Origin of the sequence: Heminiphilus faecis (assembly GCF_008728965.1) — a bacterium.
Taxonomy (GTDB): Bacteria; Bacteroidota; Bacteroidia; order Bacteroidales; family Muribaculaceae; genus Muribaculum; species Muribaculum faecis.
In genome coordinates, this window is record NZ_VSMC01000006.1 from 49,276 (window position 1) to 75,850 (window position 26,575).

Below are 26,575 nucleotides of genomic sequence, written 5' to 3' on the forward strand. Positions count from 1 at the left end.
TATTATTAATTAATTCTCGGCCTCTTCCAAAGGATGGGTTTCGAAAAACTCCTTCTGCTTCTCCTGACGGTTGACTCCGCCGAAGAACTTCTCTACCTTAACCTTACGCGAAAGCTGCATGATACCGTATATCATGGCTTCGGGACGTGGCGGACATCCGGGCACATATACATCGACGGGGATGATTTCTTCTACTCCCTTCACCACATGGTAAGAGTTCTTAAACGGACCGCCCGATATGGCACAACCGCCGCAAGCAATAACATACTTGGGCTCGGCGAGCTGATCATAAAGACGGCGTACAACCGGGGCCATACGATGCACTATCGTACCGGCCACCATCATGAAGTCGGCCTGACGTGGTGAGGCTCGCGCCACTTCCCAGCCAAAGCGCGCCATGTCGTAGCGCGCCGCTCCGAGTGCGATAAATTCAATACCGCAGCAACTGGTTGCGAATGTGAGCGGCCATAAAGAGTTACTGCGCCCCCAGTTGATGACACTGTCAAGTGTGCCTACCACAACGTTTGTGCCGTTGTCCTTGAGCTCCTTGACGAGATGCTCTATATATTCATTGTCTTTCCAGTCGGCATAAGGCATGCCTTGTGCTGTTACTTCCATTCAAGCGCTCCTTTCCGCCAAGCATATGCCAAGCCCAGCACTAATATTCCGAAAAATACGGCGATGCACAGCAATCCGTCAGTCCCGAGCGAACGTACGTTCACGGCCCATGGATAGAGGAACACCGTCTCCACATCAAACATTAAAAACAAAATCGCGTACAGATAGTAGCCTACCTTGAACTGGGCCATACTCGAGCCGCGTGTGGGAATACCGCACTCGTAGGCTTCTCCCTTCTGGGCGTTGTAGGACTTCGGTGAGATAAGCCCTGCAACAATCAACGCCAACGCTACGAGGGCCACACCCGTGAGGGCTGCCACTACCGCGAGGGTAGAATTCTGAATACCAAAAACTAATGATACCATATGTTTAATCTATATACTTTCATCCAAGAAATGCTTCATGGCATGACGCACTGCATGATAAAATTCAGTGCAAATATAGTAATTATTTTTCAAGTCAGCTTACAAATTGCAACGTAATTTTACAAGCATGACAGCTTTATCGACTTTTATAACAGAAAAACGCCGGCCGGAAAACCGGTCGGCGTTTTTCTGTTATGTAGCTGTTTATCAGTTAGAGCTGCTTGAGGGAAGTACGCCAAGCAATTGAGAACGGACACGATACTTGGTCTCTACATCGTTCTTGTCCTTGTAAGTGCAGTCAAATTCAAGAGTGATCGGGCCGCCGAGAGTGCCTGAAGCATGTAAGTCAGAGATCGGGAAACGTTCTTGCGGTGCAAAAGAGTTGCCTCCTTGTACAAGTTCAGGAATCAGAGAAGCGGTTTCAAATGAAAGCATATCACCCTCAATCTTAAACGGTATAGACTTGAAACGCATGTTCATAGCAGGCATGCCATCAATGAAAGAAGCCCCGCCGATAAGCAGGTTCAGATTACATTTTTTATCTTTTTTGATATCCTCACCTATTATTTCAACAATAAACTGGTTCTTCTTAATTTCAGATGTGTAAAGAACCTGCTCTCCTGTCTCGACGTTGATTACCGTAGTCCGACTTACATAACCGGTAGCGAGAGCGATACCTGTTATAGACTTATCGGTAAAGCCAAGCTTATAGTAGGTATTTCCTGCTATACCTGTCATTCTTACAGTAAAGGGGCTTGGCATGGTAGGACATCCAGTCAATTGAGTAGTCGCAGTCTCTTTCCAAGTATAACCGTCCTGACCCATTGTACGCTTAAGATTGGAAAAACGCCATGTCTCGTCTCCCATTCCCAAAGCGAACTGGTCCGCATCAGTGGCGGTAGACACAACAAACTGCGCTATACCCACTTCTAATTCCTGCGTATTACCGGTAGTAGTAATATTAAGTACCTCTACATTCTGCGTCTGAGTACTGTCACCATCAGTATTACAAGAAGTTACAGACATAGCAAGCGCGGCGCCTGCCAAAATTGTTCCGAAAAATTTCATTGTCATTTGTTTTGTTTATTGATATTTAGTGTGTATTAAAATTGCATTCTCACAGTAGCACCGATGCGCAACGGTTTACCTCGTTGGAGGAATGTGTTCCCTATACTAACGAAATAAAACGTATTATATTTTGTATCGGTAAGATTTTCTCCCCAGAATGTCACTGAATAGCGTTCGTGCTCCAGTCTGACCGACGCCCCGACAAGGGCATAAAACGGCTGCTTAACACTGTTTGCCTCATCCCACATGATATCGCCGACTCCACGACAGTTCACATCTACCGCCACATGGTCAAGCCATGAAGCTTTTATCGGCTGACGATATGTGGCCCCCGCAAAAAAAGTATTGTGGGGCGCATAAGGTATATACTTACCTGAAAAATCATGTATGCCGTCGTTAAACTCCCTGAATTTGGCGTTGGTATAGCCATATGAAGCGTTAAGTTCCAGTCGTTCCGCCGGCTTGTAGTTTAACGTCACCTCCGCTCCGTAGCTACGGGTCTTTCCCGCATTTGTCATAATACGGCCGGTTGTAAGTCCGTCGGGAAACATGGTAAGCTGCTGATCACGGCAGTCTATGTAAAAAACAGCCAGTTGCCCCGATAGTTTCTTATCAGCAGTCGACAAGTGGGCACCGACCTCATAGTTCCAGCTGTATTCAGGCTTGTACGACACTATTTTGTCTACGTCATAGCGGTTGGCGAGCCCCATGTATTCCATAAGCTCCTGCTGGAGCACATCGCTGAACATCTGGGTGTTGAAGCCTCCGGCCTTGTAACCTCGAGCTACCGACACATACACATTGCCGTCCGTCACACCCGGCATATTGTATGTCGCGGTAAATTTAGGCAGAAATTCAATGAATGTCTTTGACAGCGAGCCGTCATTGTCAAGGTCAATAGGCACGTGTTGGTAAGGGGTCTCCACACCTTCTGCCATACTCATTATGGTAAACGCCGTATTGCACCTGCTGTTATAGTCAAGGCTTGTATGTTCCAGATCAAGACGCAGACCGAGCGAGAAGTCCCAGTTGCCGAACTCATAGCCGCTCTGATGGTACAGAGCCAGTCCCCAGACGGGATTGCGAAACTCGCTGTCGAGAACAAAACTGTTTTCATTCCAGCGAAAAGGATGAGACGGGCTGAATTCATTCACATGCTCCAATATCAGTTTTTCGATGCCGGTCTCCTTGAATGTTACCGGAGCATCCATATGTGTACGCTTGAAAAATCCGAACAGACCGCCAAGCCAGTCATAGTCCCCTATCCTGCCGCGTCCTATGAAATCCTGCGTCAAAGCCCACTCACGACGGTCCTGCGTGAGAGTAAAGTATGACTCCGGCAGAAAGTCCTGATCAAGAGTCATGTTGTCATTTATGTATTGGAAACTTGTTATGCTTGACAAAGTCACGCCGTCAAGCATCCACTTCACAGTAAGGCCGTCGGTAACTCCCGTACGATGATAATAACACGGGTCGTTGTAGTTTATGACACCAGTCTCATATGACTCGTAAGGATATCCTCCCTGTCGCGACACCTGCAACGAAGCCACATTTTCAACCGACACGTCAGCGACCGGATACCATACGGTCTTCCACCGCAGACTTCCCTGATTCTCCTTGTCTATTTTCCGGCCATCGTATTTGTTTGTGAAAAAACCGTCGGTATGAGTGAAATATCCCGTATACGACATGCCGAGGTTACGTGCCGGTTTATGATAATATGACAAAGCCCCTTTCACCGAATTGCCGCGGCCATACTCCGCCATGGCACGGAATCCCTGATACCTCATCGGCGAGAGCGTATATATATTAATGAGTCCCCCCATGGTATTGCGTCCGTAAAGAGTACTCTGTGGACCGCGCAGCATCTCTATGCGCTCTATATCCACAAGGTCAAAGTCATAATTGTCCTTGTTTAGATAAGGCACATTGTCAACATTAAGACCTATGACAGGCTGATCTATACGCGCGCCTATGCCGCGCACGTAAATAGACGAAGTCATACGTGAACCGTAATCGGGTATATAAAAGTTGGGAGCTATCTCGCTCACACCCTTCATGGTCACTATATTCAGACGCTCTATCTCATCGGCGCCCACCACTGTCGACGCTATCGGAAGAGCATCGACATTTCTGACTTGTTTTATAGCAGTCACCGACACTTCGTCAAGCAACAGAGTCGTATCAGCAGGTACGGCTACATCCATAGCACCGGCTGTCACAATCGTTCCGGCTGCCACAGAGAGCATGCTCAAGGCTCTTTTTGCATATGTATCCGCTCTTTTAATCACGATGCAAAATTACGAGGTAATTTCGGCTCGTGCAACCACTATTTATAGTGACCCGCCAGAACAATTTATTGGATATTGTTGTCTATTTAGTAACTATTGTAAACTAATTTTAATATAACTGTTCCTCATGTTGTGTCTTTCAGCCGGCTTTATATCCGAGCACTCCGACAATATATCGGAAGCTACTCTAAATGCCATAAATGCAGCTCCTGTCGAAACTTACTTCCTTGCCTCGCTGATGATGAATATCGTCAATTGGTTACTCGGCATAGTAGGACTTGAGCATAACCCCACTATTGTGACATGGACTTATACGGTAGTGGTATTTATTGTGTCGTTTGCCATTGGATACGTAGCCAAATGGATCATACTCGGAGGTGTGCGCCGGCTGAGCCGCCATTGGGATAACGACCTGTACCGCTTCCTGCGTCAGGAAATGTTTTTCACCAAACTGTGCCGCATCATTCCGGCCATCGTATTCCTTATCTTCATACAGTTTACGCTCATGTCGATGCACAACCGTCTTGCCGACATACTAACCCGGATCACCCTGCTTTATGTCATATACGTTACAGTCATGGCCCTGTCGGCTTTCATCGGAGCCGTATGGGCCAACATCGACGCAAAACGCAACAAAAAGCATCTGCCACTGCGAGGTCTCGTACAACTTATAAGAGGCATAATATGGATTATAGCCATAATAATAGCGGTGGCTCTGCTTGTCAACAAATCGCCGGCTTCACTTTTGGCCGGTCTCGGAGCTTTCGCGGCTGTTCTCATGCTGGTGTTCAAGGACAGCATACTCGGACTTGTAGCCGGAGTACAATTGTCGGAAAACGACAGCCTGCATGTAGGCGACTGGATAAAAGTCAACGGCACCGATGCCAACGGCACCGTGATCGAAGTATCGCTAACCGCCGTAAAAGTCCTGAACTGGGATAAGACCACCACTATGCTGCCACCTTACAGCCTTGTAAGCGGAAGCTTTACCAATTACCGGAGCATGCAGCTAAGCAACACACGGCGCATACAGCGCACTTATATGATTGATGCCGACAGTGTCGTACCTCTTACTCCCGACATGCTCGAGGAGTTCCGCAGCATACAGTTCATGGACAATTACATAACCCGCAAGCTAGCACAGAAAGCAGCCGGAAAAGTCGAGGATGTCAACAATTCCGAAGGACTTGCCGACGGCACTATCGACACGAATCTCGGTCTGTTCCGGGCCTATATGAGGATGTGGCTCGACAACAACGAACTTATAGCACGCGGCAACGACAATACATGCTTCGTATCGACGCTCCAGCAGACCGGAGGTGGCATACCGTTCCAAGTCTATTGCTTTACCGACACGTCGGCATGGCTTCCATATGAGGCTATACAGGATACCGTATTCGAACATCTCGCAACCATGCTGTCACGCTTCCGCCTATATACATTCGAGCAGCCTTCAGGTCGCGACACCATCATCGACGGCTATCTGAGTCCGGGCGGAAAACCCGAAAACGTATTCGGCATACCCTATCCTTTCTACAACCGCGACAGCAAGTCGCCCGCAGGTCCGGAAAGCGCTCCCGCACCCGCCGGCAACGACAGGCCGCAATAAAACGCGCCATAACAGTAAGCATATAATATATAAGCATTGTCCTCAATAGCTCCGAAGACTGCATTATACTTCACCGGATTATAAACAATGACTGTACAAAACCGGTTTTGTATTATTAAAATAAATGACTATATTTGCGACTCTACTTTTAATAGACATAGGCTGGGAAAAGTCGCGGCCAAAATAATATTAATAGCGTTTGCTATTTGTTCCATACAGAATGAAACCTCGGAAATTTCATTATTTTCACGAATGGGAACAAGTCAGTGAACGTCCTTGCTTTGCATGGGCGTGACTTGCCATTCGTAACACCTTTCCGAGGGGTGCATTCTGGGTAAGTAACGCCCATGTGCATTTCTCGGTTTATTGTTTACGGACTATGGCATTCGTTAAAAATGCTATAGTTATGTTATTTAATTCAATTGAGTTTACGGTATTCCTGCCGGTTGTGTTTATTTTGTACTGGCTACTGTTAAAAGGCAATACCGCCCGAAATGTATTCATAGTGATCGCAAGCTATGTTTTTTACGGCTGGTGGGATGTGCGCTTTCTGCTGCTGATAGCACTCACCACCATATGCAGCTATATCAGCGGCATGCTTATAGAGCGATATCGCGGGCGTTGGGGCGCCAAGGCCACAATGTGGAGCAATGTATTGTTTAATTTAGGCATACTTGTCCTGTTTAAATACTACGGCTTTTTCACACGCTCTCTTTCGGAATTGCTGGCCGCGTTTGGCATAACTCTTGATGCCGTGACCCTCGACCTGATACTTCCGGTAGGCATAAGTTTTTATACATTTCAGGCATTAAGCTATACTATAGACGTATATCGCGGCAACATCGAGCCGACACGCGACATTGCCGCGTTTTTCGCATTTATCGCATTTTTTCCGCAACTTGTTGCCGGACCTATTGAGCGGGCTACAAGCTTGTTGCCGCAGTTTCTGCATCGACGACATTTCGACTATGCCACGGCTGTCGATGGTTGCCGGCAAATACTATGGGGACTTTTTAAGAAAATGGCTGTCGCCGACAACTGTGCTACCGCCGTCAATATAATTTTCAGCCAGTATGAATCGCTTGGAGGCCTTACGCTACTCATAGGAGCCATCCTGTTTTCATTTCAGATATACGGCGACTTTTCAGGATATTCAGATATTGCCATAGGTGTGGCAAAATTATTTGACATAAAACTCACCCGCAATTTCAACCTTCCCTATTTCTCTCACAATATCAGAGAATTCTGGAAAAGATGGCACATATCGTTAAACAGATGGTTTGTCGACTACCTGTATGTACCGCTCGGTGGCAGCCGCTGCAATAAAAGCAAAATTGCAAGAAACTCACTTGTTGTCTTTCTTGCTTCCGGCATATGGCACGGGGCCAACTGGACTTTTGCGGCATGGGGGATATATCATGCCGCCCTGTCTATGCCTTATATTATTGCAGGACAACGGCATGACCCCGTATCACATGCACGCCGGCCGGTGCTGTATAAACTTTCGATGATACTGTCGACTTTTATTTTGGTCACAATAGGATGGATACTTTTCCGGTCCAATACCATCCACGACGCATTGAACTATATTTATGGCATCTTCTCACGTTTTCCTACTCTCGACCATGTGCCGTGGGGACGGGCTATTGCATGGTCGGCAGTACTTGTCATAGTCGAATGTGTCCAGCGAAAGCGGCGACAACCTTATGAATTTCCCGATATGGTCATATTCAGAAACCGTACGGTACGTTGGTGTATATATTATATCATGATAATTATTATAATCGGCTATTCCGGCAATCAAGCCGACTTCATCTATTTCCAATTTTGACATCATGAGACATTTTCTTAAATATTGCTGTGTATTTTTCTCGATATTATTGGCAATGGGCATCATACTCGAAATTTCGGCAAGACATGTTCCAAATCCTGTCCTTGCAAAGCGAATGCTTATCGAGGAGCACGGTGCCGGTATGAAAACAATAATAATCGGCCCGTCGGTAGCACAGGAAGGCGTCAATCCGGCATTGTTAGGCGACAGCGTATACAATCTCGCTATTGACGGCCAACGCCCCATATTCAATATACTTCAATTTACTACACATTATAAAAAAATGACGTCGCTACGCAATGTCATTTATGTCATATATCCTGAAATGTACTGGGAAGCAGTCGATAACGACCGGCCCTACATCCGCGTGCAGACCATGAACCACCGTCTTTACATGGGTCTTGATGTCGGAGGAGGCCTACGTACAGGCAGTGAGGTTCTTTCCGACGCGCAGACGGCCATTTCAAAGTGCATAAAAGGCTATCTGTCAAGCCGTCCCACCGTTTACACCGACTCACTTGGTTTTATACACCGGCATTCACTTGATATACGCGGCAAGGAATTACGTCATCGCGTCGACGCTCAGTCAAGGCAGCATCCGGCAAGCGAGGAGAGCCGTCGTGAGTTCAGCCGCCATGCCGATATGCTTGACAGCCTCGCGTCACTGTGCTGTAGTGAGGATATCAAGCTCTATCTCGTACTTCCTCCGGTGCATAGGTCATTGTTGACCGGCATTGACTCCTTACAGTTTGCATTAATGGATAAGCTTATCCACAATATGGATGAACGCCACGACTGTGTGAAAGCAATCAATTATGCCGGTGACAGCAGATTTGACAATGACAACTTTTTCTGGGATGCCGTACATCTGACAAATGACAGCGGAGCCGCTGCATTGTCATCGGCGCTACGCACTGACCTCGGCTTATAATTGAATGGCATTGACAATCTTAGCAGGACATTTTAGATGACATCACGTCAATATTTTGCTTTATATCCAATTTTTTATAACTTTGGAATATCATTATTGTTTCAGCTATTATCACCAATCATTATGCTACATCGCATTTCATCACCGAAGCGAATAATCGCGTGGATAATACTTATCTGCTGCGCCATGACTGTAAATGCGCAGGTTGAGGTATCGCACAGCAAAAACAACCGTATGATAAAACTTTTCGGCAACGGCGAAAGCGCCGCTGTCGTGGTGTCGCCCGAGGACTTCATAACGGTTAAAAAAGCGGCACAACTGCTTGCAGGCGACATGACCGCTACCGGAGCTGAAAACGCCGAAGCCGTAATCACCGACTCACCCGAAAGCCGACATGCCGTCATTGCCGGCACTATCGGACACAGCAGGCTAATTGACGACATGGCACGCCGCGGCAAGCTCGATACTAATGCGGTTGCAGGCGGATATGAACAATATATGTTATCGGTAATAGAAAATCCGGTAGACGGAGTAGAAAAAGCATTGGTGATTGCAGGAAGCGACCGACGCGGCACTGCCTACGGACTGCTTTCGATAAGCGAAAGCATTGGAGTATCGCCGTGGTACTGGTGGGCCGATATCCCTGTAAAAGAGCAGAAGGAAGTATGGGTAGGCGGCAACTACGTATCACAGATGCCGTCGATAAAATACCGTGGCTTTTTCATCAATGACGAAGACTGGGGTCTGAAACCGTGGTCATCACATAACTATGAGCGCGAACTCGGCGATATAGGGCCAAAGACCTATGCCCGCGTGTGTGAGCTCTTGCTAAGACTACAAGCCAACATGCTGGCGCCGGCCATGCACACCTGCACCGGAGCCTTCTACTCGCATCCAGAAAGCAAGCTCGTAGCCGATACGTTCGGCATAATAATAACGACATCACACTGCGAGCCGCTGTTGCTCAACAATGCCGCCCTGTCAGAATGGGACTCGCGGCATGACGGCAATTGGGATTATCTTACCAACAGCAAGACCATACGCGGCAAGTGGGAGAACCGCCTTAACGAAGCCGCGTCATTTGAAAATATATACACAATGGCCATGCGCGGCGTACATGACGCAGGTCTTGTGAACGAAATCCCGGCTGACAAAAAGGCAACACTTCTTCAACAGGTCATAAGCGACCAGCGTGATATGCTTGCCCGGCATACAGGAAAACCGATTACCGAAATACCACAAATATTCGTACCTTACAAAGAGACGATGGACATATATGAATACGGGCTTAAAGTACCCGACGACATAACCATCGTATGGGTCGACGACAATTACGGATACTTCAAAAAGGTAAGCAATGAAAACGAGCGCAAACGCAGCGGCGGCGCAGGAGTGTACTATCATCTGTCGTACCTCGGTGCCCCGCACGACTATCTTTGGATATGCACCACTCCGCCGGTACTCATGTACGAAGAGCTGAAAAAAGCCTATGACACGGGAGCCGACCGCTACTGGCTGCTCAACGTGGGCGACATAAAACCTATGGAACTCGGCATACAGACATTTTTCGAAATGGCACGTGATTTCAACCGCTTCGATGCCAAGACCGCAAACGAACATCAGGCAAAATACCTGTCATCGGTTTTCGGCCAACGATACGAACGTGACTTCAAGGTGATTCTTGACCACTATTACCGCCTCGCGTGGAGCCGCAAGCCGGAATTCATGGGATTCGAGTGTGAATGGGACGATGCCGCCCACACCGGATTGCGTGACACCGAATTTTCGTTTGACAACTACAACGAGGCTCAGCGGCGACTTGCCGATTACCGTATGATATCGGATATGACCGACAGTGTCATGCACTCACTTGAACCGGGTTACAGAGAAGCGTTTTTCGAGATGTTGGCGTTCCCGGTAAAAAGCGCTTACCAGATGAACCGCAAATTTCTTATGGCGCAACTGAATCACGAACTGCTTGCCTCGGGCGACGCCGCCGGAGCCAACCGGGCTGCACGTGAAACCGACATAGCCTACGACAGCATACAGACACTGATGAATGAATACAATTCACTGCTTGACGGCAAGTGGAGAGGCATGATGAGTATTCCTACCGGCTGGTGCGCCCTGTATCAGAACAAGCCCGCCACAACAGTCACGGCAGGAGCGGGCGAAAAGGAGCTAGACATCACACTTTCCGACAACGCCGGCTTCACTGACCGATGCATGGTGATTGACCTCACCGACTACGAATTTGTCGCCGGTGCGTCAGAACACAATATTAATATAGTAGAAGGCATCGGTTACGACGGGCATGTAATAAAATTAGGCGAGGCCACCGAGCCTGTTGCTGACGCCACCGACCTTAGCGGGGCCAAAGCAGTCTACACTCTGCCTGCTTTCGTAGCTGACAGCATAGACGTATATGTCGACGCCGTACCTCTATGGCCTCTTCATGATGGCAGAAGCACGCGCATAGGTGTCGCTGTAGACGATTCGGTAAAAGTTTTCGAAAACATATTCAAAGAATATTCACGCGAGTGGAAAGATCAGGTACTGCGCAACGGTGTGGTGAAACACTTCCGCTTTGCCATTGACAAAAGCAAAACGTCACACAAGCTATCGCTTATATGCGGCGACCCGGGCATGATGGTTCAGAAAATCATTGTCGACTGGGGCGGTCTTAAAAAATCATACATAGGTCCGGCAGCTCCCGTCAAAACCGGGGTCATGTCAGAATAGCAGAAGTCCGAAGCCCATTACAGCCATACCGGTCACCACACCGCCTATGGCATAATGATGATGACCGTATGCCTCCGAGTTAGGCAGCAGTTCGTCAAAGGCTATATAGACCATAACACCGGCTACGCCGGCCATGCACACGGCATTGACTACCGGCGTCCATATAGGTATTAAAAACAGCAGAGCAAACAGCGCGCCCACCGGTTCGGCAAATCCCGAAGCCACAGAAAACCACAGAGCCTTGCGGCGGCTGCCGGTAGCATGATATATCGGCACCGACACTGCTATACCCTCCGGTATATTGTGTATGGCTACTGCTATCAATATGGGCAATGCTATGTCGATGCTCTCAAGCCCCGACACAAATGTGGCTATACCCTCGGGAAAATTATGTATGCCGATGGTAAGCGCAAGCATGATGCCGGTGCGTTTAAGATGCCTGTGATTGCCTCCCGACACATGATATTCATGCGGGTTCTCATCCTCAGGCACAAGAAAGTCGATAAGGGCTATAAGGCCCATTCCTGCAAAAAAAGCAAGTAACGCATACATGGCAGCTGTCTTTTCTGGATAAAGCCCCATCATGTCATCCATAGCCTCCGGCATAAGCTCCATAAAAGATATGTATATCATCACGCCGGCCGACAAGCCCAATGCCATCGAAAGAAACTTCGTATCGGTATGCTTGGTAAAAAAAGCCATAAGACTGCCTATGCCGGTACAGAGTCCGGCTACAAGAGTCATGCCCAAGGCAATGAGTATGTTCTCTGTGGTAAGAATCGTTTCCATAATCCACCATTTATAACAATTTAAGTAATTTGTAGGTTGACATCCCGAAAAGTTTCATTAAATTTGGACAAAATTATCAACATTATCATACCCCGATGGCAAAAGACATAACAAAAGACGACCCGATGCTTATAAGTCGTTTGCGCGACCCGGCCACTGTCCGAGAGGCCTTCGGTGAGGTGATAAAGCTATATGGCGAGCCTCTGTACTGGCAGATACGCCGCATGGTAGAGAGCCATGAAGACGCCGATGACCTGTTGCAGAATACGTTTATGAAAGCATGGAGTTCAATAGACAACTTCCGGGGTGACGCCAAGTTGTCGACATGGCTCTACAAGATAGCGATCAACGAGAGTATAACATTTCTCGCCCGCGAAAGGAAGCGCATGAATCTTTCGATTGACGACGAGGATTCAAGGCTTATAGACCTCATAGAAGCCGACACATATGTCGACGGCGACGAACTGGCGTTGAAACTCCGAAAAGCCATCGCCTCACTACCCGAAAAACAAAGGCTGGTATTCAACATGCGCTACTATGATGACATGAAATACGAAGCCATGTCGGAAGTATTGGGTACATCTGTGGGCGCTCTGAAAGCCTCATATCACCTTGCTGTAAAAAAAATAGAGCAATTTTTTACCAATAACGATTAAACCATTTGAATCGCCTTTAGTCAACATATTAAATCAAACTTTATTCATATGGTAAAGGACAGCGACATACTTGATAAAATCGGCCGACGCTCGGGAATGACAGTTCCTGAGAACTATTTTGCCGATTTCGCCGCCCGCATGGAAGCCAAGCTTCCCGAGCACAAAGCGACACCGTCGGGCAAAGTCCTGCACAAAAGCGTATGGCAACGGTGCCGCCCTTACATATACATGGCGGCAATGTTTTCAGGCATATGGCTCATGATGTGGATTTTCAACGACATCAGCGACCGCAACACCAACAGCGACATGAGCAGCAATCCGGTTATGGCCGGCGTACTCGGCAGTGACCGTTTCTACGACTACTACCCGATGAATGACATCGATGAATACGAGCTCATTGAAGATATGTATGACGATGGCGTCACTTTAGCTGATTTCAAATTATAACTCACATGATAATGCGAAGGTTTACACTCTTGTTTATTATGGTTTTAGCAGCCGTAAGCCTCAACACGGCCGCTGCCGATCCACAGTCTGAAAAAGGTAGAAAAGAGTGGTTCAGAGAATTTAGGCAGTACAAGCACGAGTTCATTATAAAGGAACTTAATCTGTCCAAGGAGCAGCAGGAACAGTTTTTCCCGCTATATGAAGAGATGGACAAATCTATCCATCAGTTAAACCGGCAGACACGTGCTCTGGAGAAGAAAATAGACCGTTCAAAAGAGCCGATAAGCGACCTCGAATATGAGAAAGCGGCCGAAGCCCTGTACGAACTTAAAGGTAAAGAAGCAGAGACAGAGATGGCCTATTTCAACAAATTCAAGACCATACTTACTCCCAGACAGATGTATGAACTGAAAAAAGCGGAGCGAAAATTCACACAAGAACTTATGATGCAGCACTCACGCATGAGGGCAGGCAAGAAAAGATAGGTCACGTCACCTACCCTTAATGGCACCGCATAAATAAAAAACAGACGCGCTCCGATACAAAGACGCGTCTGTTTTGTTATAATAGAGTCAACCCGTAACATAACTTCACGTATCGACACAATGAAAAAAATATTACTCATCCTAACCGTTATCTTCACCGTTATGTCACTCCATTCAGCCAACCGGTATGAAAAACCCGATTTTGCATATCCGAAACAGGTCATAAAAACATCGCTCGCCGAACTTGACAGGGCGCTTTCTGACGGAGACGGAAAACTGGCCGTGCGATCTCTTATTAATTATGAACTCGCACAAAGCGCCATAGACCCGGACAGCCTCACACATGTACTTGCACGCATCCAAAGCATAACAGACAACGAAAAGGACCCATGTATCAAATCATTGTTAAACACGCTGCTCGCACATGTATATCTTGACATATATCAGGCCAACCGCTGGGTATATGACCGCCGCGATCTGCCGGCAACCGCCGACAGCGACAACTATACTCTGTGGAACGGACGCAACTTCCGAGAGAAGATACTTACATTGACCCGCGACGCTTTAAAAACGCCCGAAGCGCTCAGGAAAGCGCCGTTAAAAGATTACGAAGGCATAGTCGACATAGGAGAGCATACTACGGAGTTTTACCCTACGCTATACGACTTTATAACCTCACAGGCGCTGTCGACACTCGATGACTTTTCAGAGGCCGCACATATGTTTTCCATAAATAGTCTGTGCCGTTATGACGTGTATTCAAAAATGAAATTCAATTATCGGTCGCCTGTAGTCAATGAAATTCTTGACATATACCGCGAGTTACTTGACTTTCACCGCGATGACGTGGCTCCGTTCATAAACTGCGACATAAGGCGCATCGACTTCATAGCACAACATATATACTACAATGAAGCATCACTCTCGACTCGCGACCGCAAAAACGGACTGCTATTAGAGTTGTACCATAAGTATGACAACAGTCCTTATGCAGCCGAAATTCTTACGGAACTTGATTATGACACAGACTCCGATGAAGGAGCAGAGCTGTATCCGCTCATAAAAAAGCAGCTGAAGGAGCATCCCGGATATTTCCGCAACGGATGTCTTGAAAACATGCTTAAACGCATCACACTTAAAACGATCAACCTAAGCTACAACACGACCGTTGTGCCCGGCGATACTCTTACGGTAAAAGCCACCAACTGCAACACCCCGGTTTATGAAATACGGGTGTACAACGTGCCTTATGCATGGAATGGCAAAACATCATATAGGTTGCAGAAGAAAAACATGCCGCGACTTGTCAAAACGGTAAAATGCACCAACGGCAGTAACGTGCCGTTTAGAACCGAAACATCGGAAAAGATAGTGCTCGACCGACCGGGATGCTATATAATCGTACCGGTTATCCCGGGCCACAAGAACGAACTTGACAATTATTATGAGATGGTGCACTGCACACAGTTCGGGCTGCAGACTGCCGCATATGCCGGCAACCGCTGGGCGTATGTGTTCAACCCGGCAACCGGAAAACCGGTAAGCGTACCGGTAAGTCTGACTGTGTCAAACTATAATGGCACAGTCATATCTAATGTCAACACCGGCAAGGACGCCACGGCACAGCTCCCGGTTGCCTGTAACCGGGTCTATGCCAAGTCCGGAACCGACCGTTATGCCTCACCATGCTACATCCCCTACTCAAACAAGCCCGACACAACTCGTAAATACATTATTCACGGCTTCACCGACCTTTCATTATACCGCCCCGGCGATACCGTACAGTGGTCGGGAGTAGTGCAGAGCTATTTGGGACGCGATGCAAAAATCGAACCGGGCTTCTCCGTAAACGTATCACTGCGTGACGCCAACTACCAACTTCAGGACTCCGCGAAAGCGGTCTCCGACAACTTCGGACGTATAAAAGGCTCGTTTACCATACCCGACGATGGACTCACCGGCATATACTCACTCCAGTTCAGTCATCCGCGCTCCGACAAGCGACAAAGCAATTACGGCACCGTCAACTTCACCGTGTCAGACTACAGACTTCCGACATATAAGATAGAGATTACCGACATAATGCGCGACCGGCCCGAGTCAGGCGCCGTTACACTCAAGGGCAAGGTCGAGACCTACTCGGGTTTCCCGATGAGCGGATGCGACGTGAATGTCGACCTGAGTGTGGCCCCGCGCATATGGTGGTGGCGTGGTGCGAGTGACGTATCGTTCTATTCCGCCGAAGTCACTACCGACGCCAAAGGAGAATTTGACATAGAGTTCGCTAAAGAGCTTCTTGATTCATCTCCGATACCCGACGGCATATTCAACGCCTCCTTGACCGCCACATCATCGACCGGCGAAAATCAAAATACATCAAAGGCATTCACCACCGGCCGTCCGTATATATTGACCGCATCGCTCGACAGCGACATAGACATCGCCAATCCGGTGTCGCTCAACATAAGCCTTCAAGATCTGTCAGGACAATCGACCGACGCTCTTATCAACTACCGCATACTTGACAAAGCGAAAAAAACAGTTTATGAAGGCTCGTTCATGTCATCGGCTCCGACAGTCGACTGGAGCAACGTGACGTCAGGTTCATACGACATCGAATTCAATACCGCCGACAGCGCATTGGCCATGCCGGTGATTTCCGAAAATACAATTCTGTACAAGCCGTCCGACAGTCTACCGCCTGTCACCGATACTCCGCTATGGATACCCGTGCGTCATTACACTCTCAAAGACTCACGCAAAGCCTCCGTTCTTTACGGAGTAAATGCAGTGAAGAGCTACGTGCACTATGCGGTATTTAATGGCGAAGACATGCTTGAACAGGGCTGGATCGAGACTACCCGCGGGCTTCACCGTTTTGAATACGTCATACCCGACAGCATAGGAAAAGTACAGATAAATCTATCGAGCACAAGCGAGTACCGTCATGCAGAAGGCGATGTGACCGTGATTACGGAGTCATCGGCAAAGGGTATATCCATAAATATCGAAAGTTTCCGCGACCATATAACCCCCGGAGCCGAAGAAACTTGGACTTTTAAAGTCATAGACCGCAACGGCAACGGCGTGAAATCGGCCGTCATGCTCGACATGTACAGCAAGGCACTCGACAAACTGGCGGCTCTTGACTTCAATTTAATTCCTACATTTGGCGGCACATCGTATTATAATATGTCGTCACCGGCAGGTCTGCGCACCGCCGACTCCTATACAGGCAGCACTTATTCTCCTGTAAAATGCACTGATATCACAATACCGCAATTTCTTACATGGGGCAATCCGTTATACAGTTACAACAACGTCATGAATATGATGGCGGCCCGTACCTCGGGAGTGCGCGTGCGAGGTACCGGAAAGATGGCATCATACGCTGCAGTTGATGATGCGGGCAACATTGTAAGAAAACACAAAAAGGAGATTGCGGCGGAAGAAGAATCCGCTGATTTCGCAGAAGACTCCTCCGTGCAAATGACCGGTTCGGTTGCCACGACTACAGGTAAAACGACAAACGATAATTTCGAATATCGCGCGGCGGAAAATCCAATTGCATTTTTCCGTCCCGACCTCACTACCGATAAAGACGGCAACCTTGAATTCTCCTTCACCGCGCCCAACGCCAATACCACTTGGCAGCTCTGTGCCATAGCTTTTACTCCCGACATGCTTGTCAGTAACATGGCCAAGGAGATCGTATCCAACAAACCGGTAATGGTACAGCCCAATATGCCCCGGTTTCTGCGTAACGGCGACAAAGCGTATATCAGCGCATCGGTAATGAACAATACCGACACGACAGCAGTCATAAACACCGTCGTGGAAATTTTTGACCCGGTTACCGACGTAGTGACTGACATTTATAAGTTTACCGACACTGTGGCTCCACGAGCATCGGCAATAGTAACGACACCTGTCAATGCCGGCAACGACACAGCTATGACAGGATACAGAATAAAATCATCAACCGATGCATTTGCCGACGGCGAACAGAGTGTGATACCCGTATTGCCCTCCGTACAACCCGTCATCGAAACCGTGCCTTTCTACATCGCTCCCGACAGCACCGGCTTCTCAACCCGACTGCCGAAGATGCCCGATGACGCACGTGTCACGCTTCAGTACTGCGACAACCCGGTATGGTACGTGGTCACCGCACTGCCCGGACTTCGCAAAGATGATGCTGATGACGCACTGTCGGCCTCGGCACTGCTCTTCTCGACCGCAATAGCCGAAGGCATAATAAACACTGATCCGGCCATAGCTTCGGCCCTCGAACAGTGGAGCACCTCAGACCGAAGCGACTCCACACTCGTATCGATGCTAGAACGCAACCAAGACCTCAAAACGGTACTTCTCAACTCCACACCGTGGGTCATGGATGCCAAATCAGATACGGAGCGTATGACTCGGTTGGCTCTGCTGTTTGACAAAAATGTCATCAACTCGTCCTATACAAAAGCCGTAAAACAACTGGCACTTCTTGAAGCGGCCAACGGCGGATGGGCTTGGATATCGCAATATAAAGAACCGTCATCATGGATAACCCGCAATGTTCTTGCCATGACAGGCCGGCTGAAGCAGCTCGGCTTCATGCCCGACAACAAGCGTCTTGACGAAATGACTGCACGAGGCATAAATTATCTTGACCGACAAGCCGATATGGCTATAGAGTCCGATGCCTCCGCAACCGACATATCATATGTCCTCGTACGCGACTATTACGACAACATACCCATGAGCGCCGGTGCAAAACGGCTCACAGGCAATACAGTCACCTACCTTTCCCGCAACTGGCAGACAATGGACGTAGCCGGCAAGGCTATCGCTGCGCTGATACTGTATAGGCACAACTACAAGACCGTATCGCGAAACATAATCGCCTCTCTGCGGGAGTTTGCCGTAAGTACTCCCGAAAAAGGCATGTGGTGGCCGTCGCTCGATGACATGACAGCTTGGTCTATGGGTAAAACAGGGGCGACATCACTCATACTCGACGCATTCAACACCGTTGAACCCGGATGCCGCGACATCGACCTCATCAGGCAATGGCTCATACTTCAGAAAGAGACCAAGAACTGGGGCACATCGGTTACTACATCAGACGTCATAGCCTCGCTGCTCACGAGCGGATCAAAATGGACCGTGCCCGCATCACCTGCAATTATAAAAATCGGCGATACCGTCATTGAATCTGAAAGTACCGACCGCATGCTCGGTTACTTCCGCCGCGACGTGTCGGCGTTACATCCGTCAGAAGCCACACTCTCGGTAAAAAAGAGCGGAACAACGCCCTCATGGGGAGCCGTGTACTGTCAGTTCAAAAGCGATATGACCGAAATAGAAGCCGCATCATGTCCTGAAGTGTCGATTGACAAGCAGCTTTACAAGCGTACAAACAGCTCCTCGGGTGTAGAATGGATTGTAGCTGACTCAATAAAAACAGGCGACATAGTACAGGTCAACCTAACGATAACGGTGAAGCGCGATATGGACTATGTGGCAATCACAGACCAACGCGGAGCCTGCTTCCAGCCCGTAGAACAGCTGCCACAGCCCGTAGTATCGGAGGGTATATATTTCTATCGTGAAAATCGCGACTCCTCGACCAACATATTCGTCACCCGACTGCCCAAAGGGGTATACCGCCTAAGCTACGAACTGTATGCAAACAACGCCGGGACATTCTCCTCGGGTATCGCCACATTGCAGAGCCAATACGCACCTGCTATGTCGGCCCACTCGTCAGGCAGACTTATAAAAGTTATATCCGAATGAAACGTCTTATCACTTTCACGGTAGCGGCAACGGTGTTTGCCGCTACCGTTTATTCAATGACCGTACTGTTTATCGGTGACTCAATCACCGACGGCAATTGGGGAAATCCGGTAGGCTACCCCTGCCCTACCCAAGCGAGAAGCACTACTGATATGAACCACATCTACGGTCACGGCTACATGTTTCTGATAGCCTCACAGTTTCAGGGCGAGACTCCTGAAAAAGGCTACCGTTTTTACAACCGTGGCATCAGCGGCAATACTCTCGATGACTTGGAGACACGATGGCATGACGATGTCATAGCCCACTCCCCCGACGTCGTATCGGTACTAATAGGCACCAACGACGTACACCGTTATATGGAGGGCGACAGAAACCGACCTTTCGATTTCGATGGTTGGGAAAAGCGCTATCGCGCTCTGCTCGACATAACACGCGACTCACTGCCTGACGTCAACTTCGTTCTCGGCTGTCCGTTTACAGCCTATACCGGCAATATGCGCAATTATAATTCACCGGATGACTTCAGCCTGCGTAAGTCGGTCATAGAGCAGCTCGATTCTATAGTGGAGAAAATAGCGATTGATTATGAAGCCGTATTTGTACCGTATCACGAGCTGTTTAAACAGCTTGCCACTGACTATCCATCACTTCACGACACTTATTGGATATGGGACGGCATCCACCCGACTCCGGCCGGTCACCGCAAAATGGCTGACATGTGGCTTGAACAAACAAGAATGATTTTTGACAATTAACATCATCTCATCAAGCGAACAGACTGTTAACAAACAAGTTAATCGTATAAGCCAACTTTGCGGGCAAGCATTTTTGTTTAAAAATAGTTAACAACTCGATATTTTTCAGCATTTTATTTTGCTGATAAGACAACAATATCTAACTTTGTATCAGTTTTTCATGGTATTAGATTTAAGGTAAAAAGATTATTCGTCGTGATGACGAGTAATTTTTTTTTGCCCTTGTACAATTATCAAAACTTTCATATGATGGCAGAAGACAAAAACATATTTTCTTATCGGGTGCTATCCAACGGTTTACGCATCATACACCGTGAGTCGTCATCATCCGTCGAATATTGCGGATTGGCCGTTAAAGTCGGAAGCCGCAACGAAGCGCCGCATCAATACGGGCTGGCCCACTTTGTCGAACACACCATATTTAAAGGTACCGAAAAGCGCAGATCATGGCACATAATAAACCGTATGGAGTCAGTCGGCGGCGAAATCAACGCATACACCTCTGAGGAGGTGACCATGATTTACTCGGCCTTCCCCAAAGGCAACCTTACAAGAGCCGTAGATCTTATAGCCGACCTTGTGGCTCATTCCTGCTTTCCCCAGAACGAAATAGACCGTGAACGCGAGGTTGTGCTTGACGAGATTGACTCATATCTTGATTCTCCGGCAGAAGCTATATTTGACGATTTCAACGACCTTATGTTTGCCGGCTCCTCGCTCGGCCATAACATACTCGGCAATGCTGACACGATAAACTCCTTCACCTCACAGACCTGCCGCGACTTCCTGTCACGATATTATACTCCCGGCAATATGGTATTTTTCTATATGGGACCGACACCGGTCGATAGGGTTGTTAAAGTGACGGAGAAATTTCTGGGCCCGCTTGACCATACAACCGAAACCATAAATCACATCGAGCCTAAAGTAAACGAACCGTTTGACCGCATAAGAAAACTCAACACCCACCAGTCGCACACGGTGATCGGAGCACGCATACCCGGCATGTTCGGCGACAAGAACCGCGTCTATGCCCTGCTAACCAACATCATCGGCGGTCCATGCATGAACTCGTTACTCAATGTGGCGCTACGTGAACGTCACGGCTATGTATACTCTGTCGATGCCTACTCGTCACTGTTTACCGACTGCGGCCTGTTCTCGGTATATTTCGGATGCGACGAAGAGCATGTAAAACCGTGTCGCCGGCTGATATTCAACGCGTTTGACCGTCTGGCATCATCGGCTGTAACCCCAAAAGCCCTCTACGCGGCCAAAAAGCAGTATCTCGGACAATCGGCCGTGGCATCCGACAACCGGGAACAGCTTGTACTGTCATTAGGCCGGGCCATGCTGTTTAACGGCTATGCGGCTCCGGCATCGGAAATAGTTGAACGCATAATGAGCATAACCGGAGAGGATCTGCGCATGGCCGCAGAAAAAATCACCCGCAGTCACTGCTCCGTACTCACCTTTGGGTAGCTGTTGCTGGTATAAAATGCCGCTGAAATTTTATTTATGATATATTTTGACTAACTTCGCATAAGTGACGGCATGCCCGTTATCAGGAAAACCTGTAAAATTTACCTTCTACCGCATGAAAATAGGAGATATTGATTTAGGTGAACGTCCGGTGATGCTTGCTCCGATGGAGGATGTCACCGACCATTCTTTCCGCCTGATCTGCAAAGAACAGGGGGCTGACATGGTATACACAGAATTTGTATCGGCCGATGCGCTGATAAGAAATATCGACGCCACTACACGCAAACTGCATATAAACACGGCAGAACGCCCCACAGCCATACAGATATACGGACGCGAGACAGGCCCCATGGTCGAGGCCGCGCAGATAGTCGAGGCCGCCTGTCCCGACATACTCGACATAAACTTCGGCTGTCCGGTAAAGAAAGTGGCCGGAAAAGGAGCCGGCGCGGGAATGCTGCGCGACATCCCGAAAATGCTTGACATAACACGCGCCGTTGTCAATGCCGTGAATCTGCCGGTTACGGTAAAGACACGTTTGGGCTGGGATCATGATTCTAAAATCATAGTAGAGCTGGCCGAACAGCTTCAGGACTGCGGAATAAAGGCTCTTACAGTACATGGACGTACACGCTCCCAGATGTACAATGGCGAAGCCGACTGGTCCATGATTGCCCGCGTCAAGGAGAATCCGCGTCTGAACATACCGGTCATAGGCAACGGCGACATAACCACACCGCAGAAAGCTGTCGAGGCGTTTGACCGCTATGGCGTGGACGGTGTGATGGTAGGACGCGCGTCTATAGGCGCACCGTGGATATTCCACGATATCAAGAGCTACATGCATGACATGGACCACCCGGCACAACTATCTTTAGATGAGAAGTTTGCCCTTCTTCGCCGTCAGATCACAGAAAGCATTGCCAACATCGACGAACGCCGGGGCATACTGCATATACGCCGGCATCTCGCCGCATCGCCTCTGTTCAAGGGCATACCCCACTTCCGCGACACACGCATCGAAATGCTCCGCGCTGATACATGGGAAGCTCTCGACTCAACGCTCAACCGTATACAGCACGAGATAATACCCTCCATACAGAATAATGTACCAACACATAATCAACTATTATAATGAAACGTTTTATCTTTTCTGTTATTTTACCGACAATAACGGCCCTAAGCATTTTTGCGGCAAAGACGGAGACCGACATGCGGCCTGTAACTTTGAAAGCAGGCAACTTTTCAGGTATAGCATCAAACATCCCTTGCAAAATAATACTTGCGAATAATCCCGACTCTGCCGGAATGATAGCATTCAACATATCGCCCATACACAAAGACCTCTTTTCATTTTCGGTAAACAACGGTGTTCTAAATTGCGCTGTTAAAAAAGAGGGCTCGTTCACTATAAAACAAGGGCCGTCGACTTACACGATTCATCAAAGCAAATCAGGCACCAGCGTATACAAAGACACTTTCCGAAAAAAGACAAAGGATGTCATATACATGTCCACGATAATTGTATACGTGCCTCACAAGCTTGACGACATCACAATCAACGGTTCAGGCACAATAAAAGCCGGTTCTAAAATCAGGCTCGGAGACAAAATCAATCTGTGTGTCAACGGCTCGGGCGATATAAAGCTTAAGGATACAAGCGTAAGCCATCTGTCAGCATCTGTCAACGGATCGGGTGACATAGAACTTACAGGCAACACTACCGCCACCATACTTGAGTCTGCGGTAAGAGGCTCGGGTGATATTGATATAAAAGCATTAAACGCCGACAAACTATCGGCAGATGTATATGGCTCGGGTGATATAGAGATAGCAGGAAAAGCCGTAAATGCGGTCTATACTGTAAGCGGGAGCGGTGACATCGACTGCGACAAAGTAAAAGCCACAAGTGTTACGGCAACAGTAAATGGCAGCGGAAGCATTGATTGCTATGCCTCACGTGATTTCTCCGGCAATGTGTTAAAATCAGGCAACATCGACTGCCTCGGCTCACCGGCCAATGTAAGCCGTTCAGGTAAAACACGACATATATCGGTACATTAAATACAAACTATCAAATAAATAACGCAATTATGTCAATACAAAAGTTATTTCTTTTCGGCGTCGCGATTTTATGCGGCACAATTGCGATTAAATCTGCCAATAACGAACGCCGCTATGAGCTCGATGTGAAAGACTTCAGCGAGCTAAGAGTCATAGAGGGCCTTTCCGTAGATTACAAATACAGCGCCGACTCGGCGGGGTACGTGACGTTTACATCCTCACCCGACCTTGCATCGGTACTGATGTTCACTAACAACAAAAACCGGCTTGACATACAGATATCTACCGACGGCATCGACTACCAGAACCTGCCGCGCATAACAGTATACTCCCGCTTTCTCAGCATGGTTGAGAACAGCGGTGATTCACTTGTAAGAGTAATGTCAATGCAACCCGTACCGGCATTCAAAGCACGTGTGATAGGCAACGGACGTCTGTCGGTATACGATATCGACACCAATAACCTTGACGCATCTCTTGACACAGGCAACGGTTCGATAACACTCTATGGCAAAGCAGCCAAAGCCAAGTACAATCTCATCGGCACGGGTTCGATACAGGCCGACGAACTTGTAGCCGACGAAATCAAATGCTCGTTGATCGGCACAGGCTTCATTGAATGCGCACCGGTAAATATGCTCAACATCGTGGGGGCCAGTTCCGGTAAAGTCTACTACAAAGGCAACCCGCAGATAAAAACCCGGTCACTCGGCGTAAAGGTCATCTCCATCGACAACGACACAAACGACTGATAAACGACAAGCACAGAGCGGAACCACGGTCTCCAAAGCAGAATGCAAACCTTTGGAGACCGTATTTTTTTACATCATTACACAATTTTGTAATTTTGCACCTGATATGAAGTATATAGCGTGGATAATCTTGACAATGATTGTGGGCATGATTTCTTGCTCACGTTCAGGACAACATATGCAAACACTTTCAGACTCTGAAAGAATTGTCTATGCAAAGCCTGACAGCGCATTAGCCTTGATGAACGACATTGAGCCCTCCGATCTCAATTCGGATTCTATGAGGGCGTTATATTATCTTGTCACAGCTTCCGCGCACAAAACCAAGGAGAGTTCAATGGCATCGGATTCCCTTATCCGTTTTTCGTTTGATTACTATAAGACCCGCGACAACACCAGATTTATACGTAGCGCCGACCTATATGCATTGTATCGTTTTTGGACAGGTGACGGAAAAGGGGCATTGGCGTTGCTTGATTCAATGATTTCGCTGCCAGAAATGCCGGATAGTCTGATGATACCGCTGCTTCGTTCAAGAATCGGAGTGGGCGGAGCCGAATTTGACTGCGAGCGAAATATAGAATATATAAAACGGCTGCAAGAATTAGACAAAGATTCAACCAATCAGACTGAATACACATATCAGTTGTGTGAAAACTATCAGTTTGTCGGCAGAAGTGATTCAGCGCTGATTATAATTGACAAACTGATTGATTACGCCCGCAAAAACCAACCCGACGGAAAAGATTACTTCACATATGCCTATGAGAGAATCGGTATACTTGAAGAGCTTGGACGATATGAAGAAAGCAATGTTCAGACAGATTATATATTAGAACATGCCCCGCATAATTCAGCCATTCCATATCTGCATTTCTGGAAAGCGCTGAACCATTTCAATATGGGTGATTTCGCCCGGTCCTTCCGCGAGTTGTCTATAGCCGACAGCTGCGCGGCAGATACAAAACATTTCGACAACAGCTATTATGAAAGTTTTGCAGGACCTTTGCGCGAGTTCTTGCGTTATCGGAAAAACGGCACGATCAGAATAAGTCAGCTGGCGACATTAAACAACAGTCAGCGCGACCGCTTCCTACGCATGGAGTCGACAAAATGGGAAACCAAACAGAATGCGCTGCGACAGGAGAATCGTGCATTAACCTTGAAAGCGGAGAATGAACGCAAAACGGCAATCTTAATTATTGTGGCGCTTTGTTCTATAATAATAGGTCTGACCGCCATATGGAATATACAGAAACGTAAACGCAAGACTATCGAAGCCGAAGAAAGAGTTGAAGCCCTACAAAAAATGGTTGACGAGATGAACGTCACCGCGACGCCATTGAACGGACAAGAGGCATTACGCCGTGCCATGCTCAAGCAACTCGGCATCATCAAGATGGTAGCCGAGACACCGACAGAACAGAACCGAGAGATGTTACGGAAAATATCGTCTATTGACAGCGATACAAACGGGGCTCTCATAAACCGGGAAAGCATATATGAAATAATTGACAACCTGTATTCAGGCTTCTATACGCGGCTTCATAAACGCCACGGAGAGATACTCACTGATAAGGAAGAGCAGATTATAGTCCTTATGATGGCCGGCTTCTCTACAAAAGAGATAAGCGTCATTACAGCGCAGACGACCGCTACAATATATGTACGTAAATCATCGATAAGGAAGAAGCTCGGAGTTCCCGAAAAGGAAGACATAGTGGCATTTCTCCGTAAGGAGATTTCAGATTAAGGCGCGTTTAGATAAATACAGTCCGCATTTAAACTTTTGAGAGGAGCAAATGCTGAAATTCAACACATTACGCAGCAACTGTTAAGACTTTTGCCTTTGGCGTTAAGACAGATTTGGATATAATTTTGCGGTACAAAA

Annotated in this window: 19 protein-coding genes; 14 read left to right on the top strand and 5 right to left on the bottom strand. The window is 47.9% G+C overall.

From position 1 onward, the window contains the following. Nucleotides 1–9: 9 nt before the first annotated feature. From FW767_RS03855 to FW767_RS03870, 4 genes are all read right to left on the bottom strand, one after another. Nucleotides 10–618: an NADH-quinone oxidoreductase subunit B gene (locus tag FW767_RS03855; protein ID WP_121698899.1), complete on the bottom strand. Its 609-nt coding sequence runs from the start codon at nt 616–618 to the stop codon at nt 10–12. Then, complete coding sequence (locus FW767_RS03860; protein WP_121698898.1) at nt 609–983, bottom strand: NADH-quinone oxidoreductase subunit A; 375 nt, start codon at nt 981–983, stop codon at nt 609–611. The genes FW767_RS03855 and FW767_RS03860 overlap by 10 nt, the downstream gene beginning before the upstream one ends. Before the next feature lie 207 nt (nt 984–1,190). Beyond that, the gene (locus FW767_RS03865) at nt 1,191–2,051 is read right to left on the bottom strand and encodes a hypothetical protein (protein WP_147438741.1); all 861 of its coding nucleotides are present in this window, start codon (nt 2,049–2,051) and stop codon (nt 1,191–1,193) included. Between the two features lie 35 nt (nt 2,052–2,086). Continuing rightward, entirely contained in the window at nt 2,087–4,342 is a 2,256-nt protein-coding gene (locus FW767_RS03870; protein ID WP_235898024.1) for a TonB-dependent receptor, read from the bottom strand. A 127-nt stretch (nt 4,343–4,469) separates the two neighbouring features. Here FW767_RS03870 and FW767_RS03875 point away from each other — a divergent pair, with 127 nt between their 5' ends. The 4 genes from FW767_RS03875 to FW767_RS03890 all read left to right on the top strand — a co-directional run bounded on the left by FW767_RS03875 (nt 4,470) and on the right by FW767_RS03890 (nt 11,455). After that, on the top strand, nt 4,470–5,951 hold the full coding sequence (locus FW767_RS03875; protein WP_121698896.1) for a mechanosensitive ion channel family protein: 1,482 nt from the start codon (nt 4,470–4,472) through the stop codon (nt 5,949–5,951). 349 nt (nt 5,952–6,300) lie between these two features. Continuing rightward, nucleotides 6,301–7,782 (top strand): MBOAT family O-acyltransferase, encoded by a 1,482-nt coding sequence (locus FW767_RS03880; protein ID WP_262714003.1) that lies wholly within the window; start codon nt 6,301–6,303, stop codon nt 7,780–7,782. A gap of 4 nt (nt 7,783–7,786) precedes the next feature. Next, the gene (locus FW767_RS03885) at nt 7,787–8,713 is read left to right on the top strand and encodes a hypothetical protein (RefSeq protein WP_147438740.1); all 927 of its coding nucleotides are present in this window, start codon (nt 7,787–7,789) and stop codon (nt 8,711–8,713) included. 123 nt (nt 8,714–8,836) lie between these two features. Further along, on the top strand, nt 8,837–11,455 hold the full coding sequence (locus FW767_RS03890) for a glycosyl hydrolase 115 family protein (RefSeq protein WP_205523799.1): 2,619 nt from the start codon (nt 8,837–8,839) through the stop codon (nt 11,453–11,455). Here the strand turns inward: FW767_RS03890 and zupT are convergent. Then, nucleotides 11,447–12,244, bottom strand: a complete 798-nt coding sequence (zupT, locus tag FW767_RS03895) for a zinc transporter ZupT (protein WP_121698892.1) — start codon at nt 12,242–12,244, stop codon at nt 11,447–11,449. The genes FW767_RS03890 and zupT overlap by 9 nt on opposite strands. A gap of 95 nt (nt 12,245–12,339) precedes the next feature. Between zupT and FW767_RS03900 the strand changes: the two genes are divergently transcribed. From FW767_RS03900 to FW767_RS03945, 10 genes are all read left to right on the top strand, one after another. Then, complete coding sequence (locus FW767_RS03900; protein WP_121698891.1) at nt 12,340–12,900, top strand: RNA polymerase sigma factor; 561 nt, start codon at nt 12,340–12,342, stop codon at nt 12,898–12,900. A 48-nt stretch (nt 12,901–12,948) separates the two neighbouring features. Continuing rightward, nucleotides 12,949–13,347, top strand: a complete 399-nt coding sequence (locus FW767_RS03905) for a hypothetical protein (RefSeq protein ID WP_121698890.1) — start codon at nt 12,949–12,951, stop codon at nt 13,345–13,347. Between the two features lie 38 nt (nt 13,348–13,385). Next, on the top strand, nt 13,386–13,832 hold the full coding sequence (locus tag FW767_RS03910; RefSeq protein ID WP_121698889.1) for a Spy/CpxP family protein refolding chaperone: 447 nt from the start codon (nt 13,386–13,388) through the stop codon (nt 13,830–13,832). 120 nt (nt 13,833–13,952) lie between these two features. Further along, a complete protein-coding gene (locus FW767_RS03915; protein WP_150980355.1) occupies nt 13,953–19,625 on the top strand; it encodes an alpha-2-macroglobulin family protein in 5,673 nt (1,890 codons plus the stop codon). Next, the gene (locus FW767_RS03920; protein WP_121698887.1) at nt 19,622–20,383 is read left to right on the top strand and encodes an SGNH/GDSL hydrolase family protein; all 762 of its coding nucleotides are present in this window, start codon (nt 19,622–19,624) and stop codon (nt 20,381–20,383) included. The genes FW767_RS03915 and FW767_RS03920 overlap by 4 nt, the downstream gene beginning before the upstream one ends. A 246-nt stretch (nt 20,384–20,629) precedes the next feature. Then, nucleotides 20,630–21,865: a M16 family metallopeptidase gene (locus tag FW767_RS03925; protein ID WP_205523800.1), complete on the top strand. Its 1,236-nt coding sequence runs from the start codon at nt 20,630–20,632 to the stop codon at nt 21,863–21,865. Between the two features lie 115 nt (nt 21,866–21,980). Continuing rightward, the gene (gene dusB / locus FW767_RS03930) at nt 21,981–23,003 is read left to right on the top strand and encodes a tRNA dihydrouridine synthase DusB (protein WP_121698885.1); all 1,023 of its coding nucleotides are present in this window, start codon (nt 21,981–21,983) and stop codon (nt 23,001–23,003) included. Beyond that, nucleotides 23,003–23,932, top strand: coding sequence for a GIN domain-containing protein (locus FW767_RS03935; protein WP_121698884.1), 930 nt, complete (start codon nt 23,003–23,005; stop codon nt 23,930–23,932). The genes dusB and FW767_RS03935 overlap by 1 nt, the downstream gene beginning before the upstream one ends. Nucleotides 23,933–23,961: 29 nt before the next feature. Further along, nucleotides 23,962–24,684 (top strand): GIN domain-containing protein, encoded by a 723-nt coding sequence (locus tag FW767_RS03940; protein WP_121698883.1) that lies wholly within the window; start codon nt 23,962–23,964, stop codon nt 24,682–24,684. 178 nt (nt 24,685–24,862) lie between these two features. Further along, nucleotides 24,863–26,437: a LuxR C-terminal-related transcriptional regulator gene (locus FW767_RS03945; RefSeq protein ID WP_205523801.1), complete on the top strand. Its 1,575-nt coding sequence runs from the start codon at nt 24,863–24,865 to the stop codon at nt 26,435–26,437. Nucleotides 26,438–26,575: the final 138 nt, after the last annotated feature.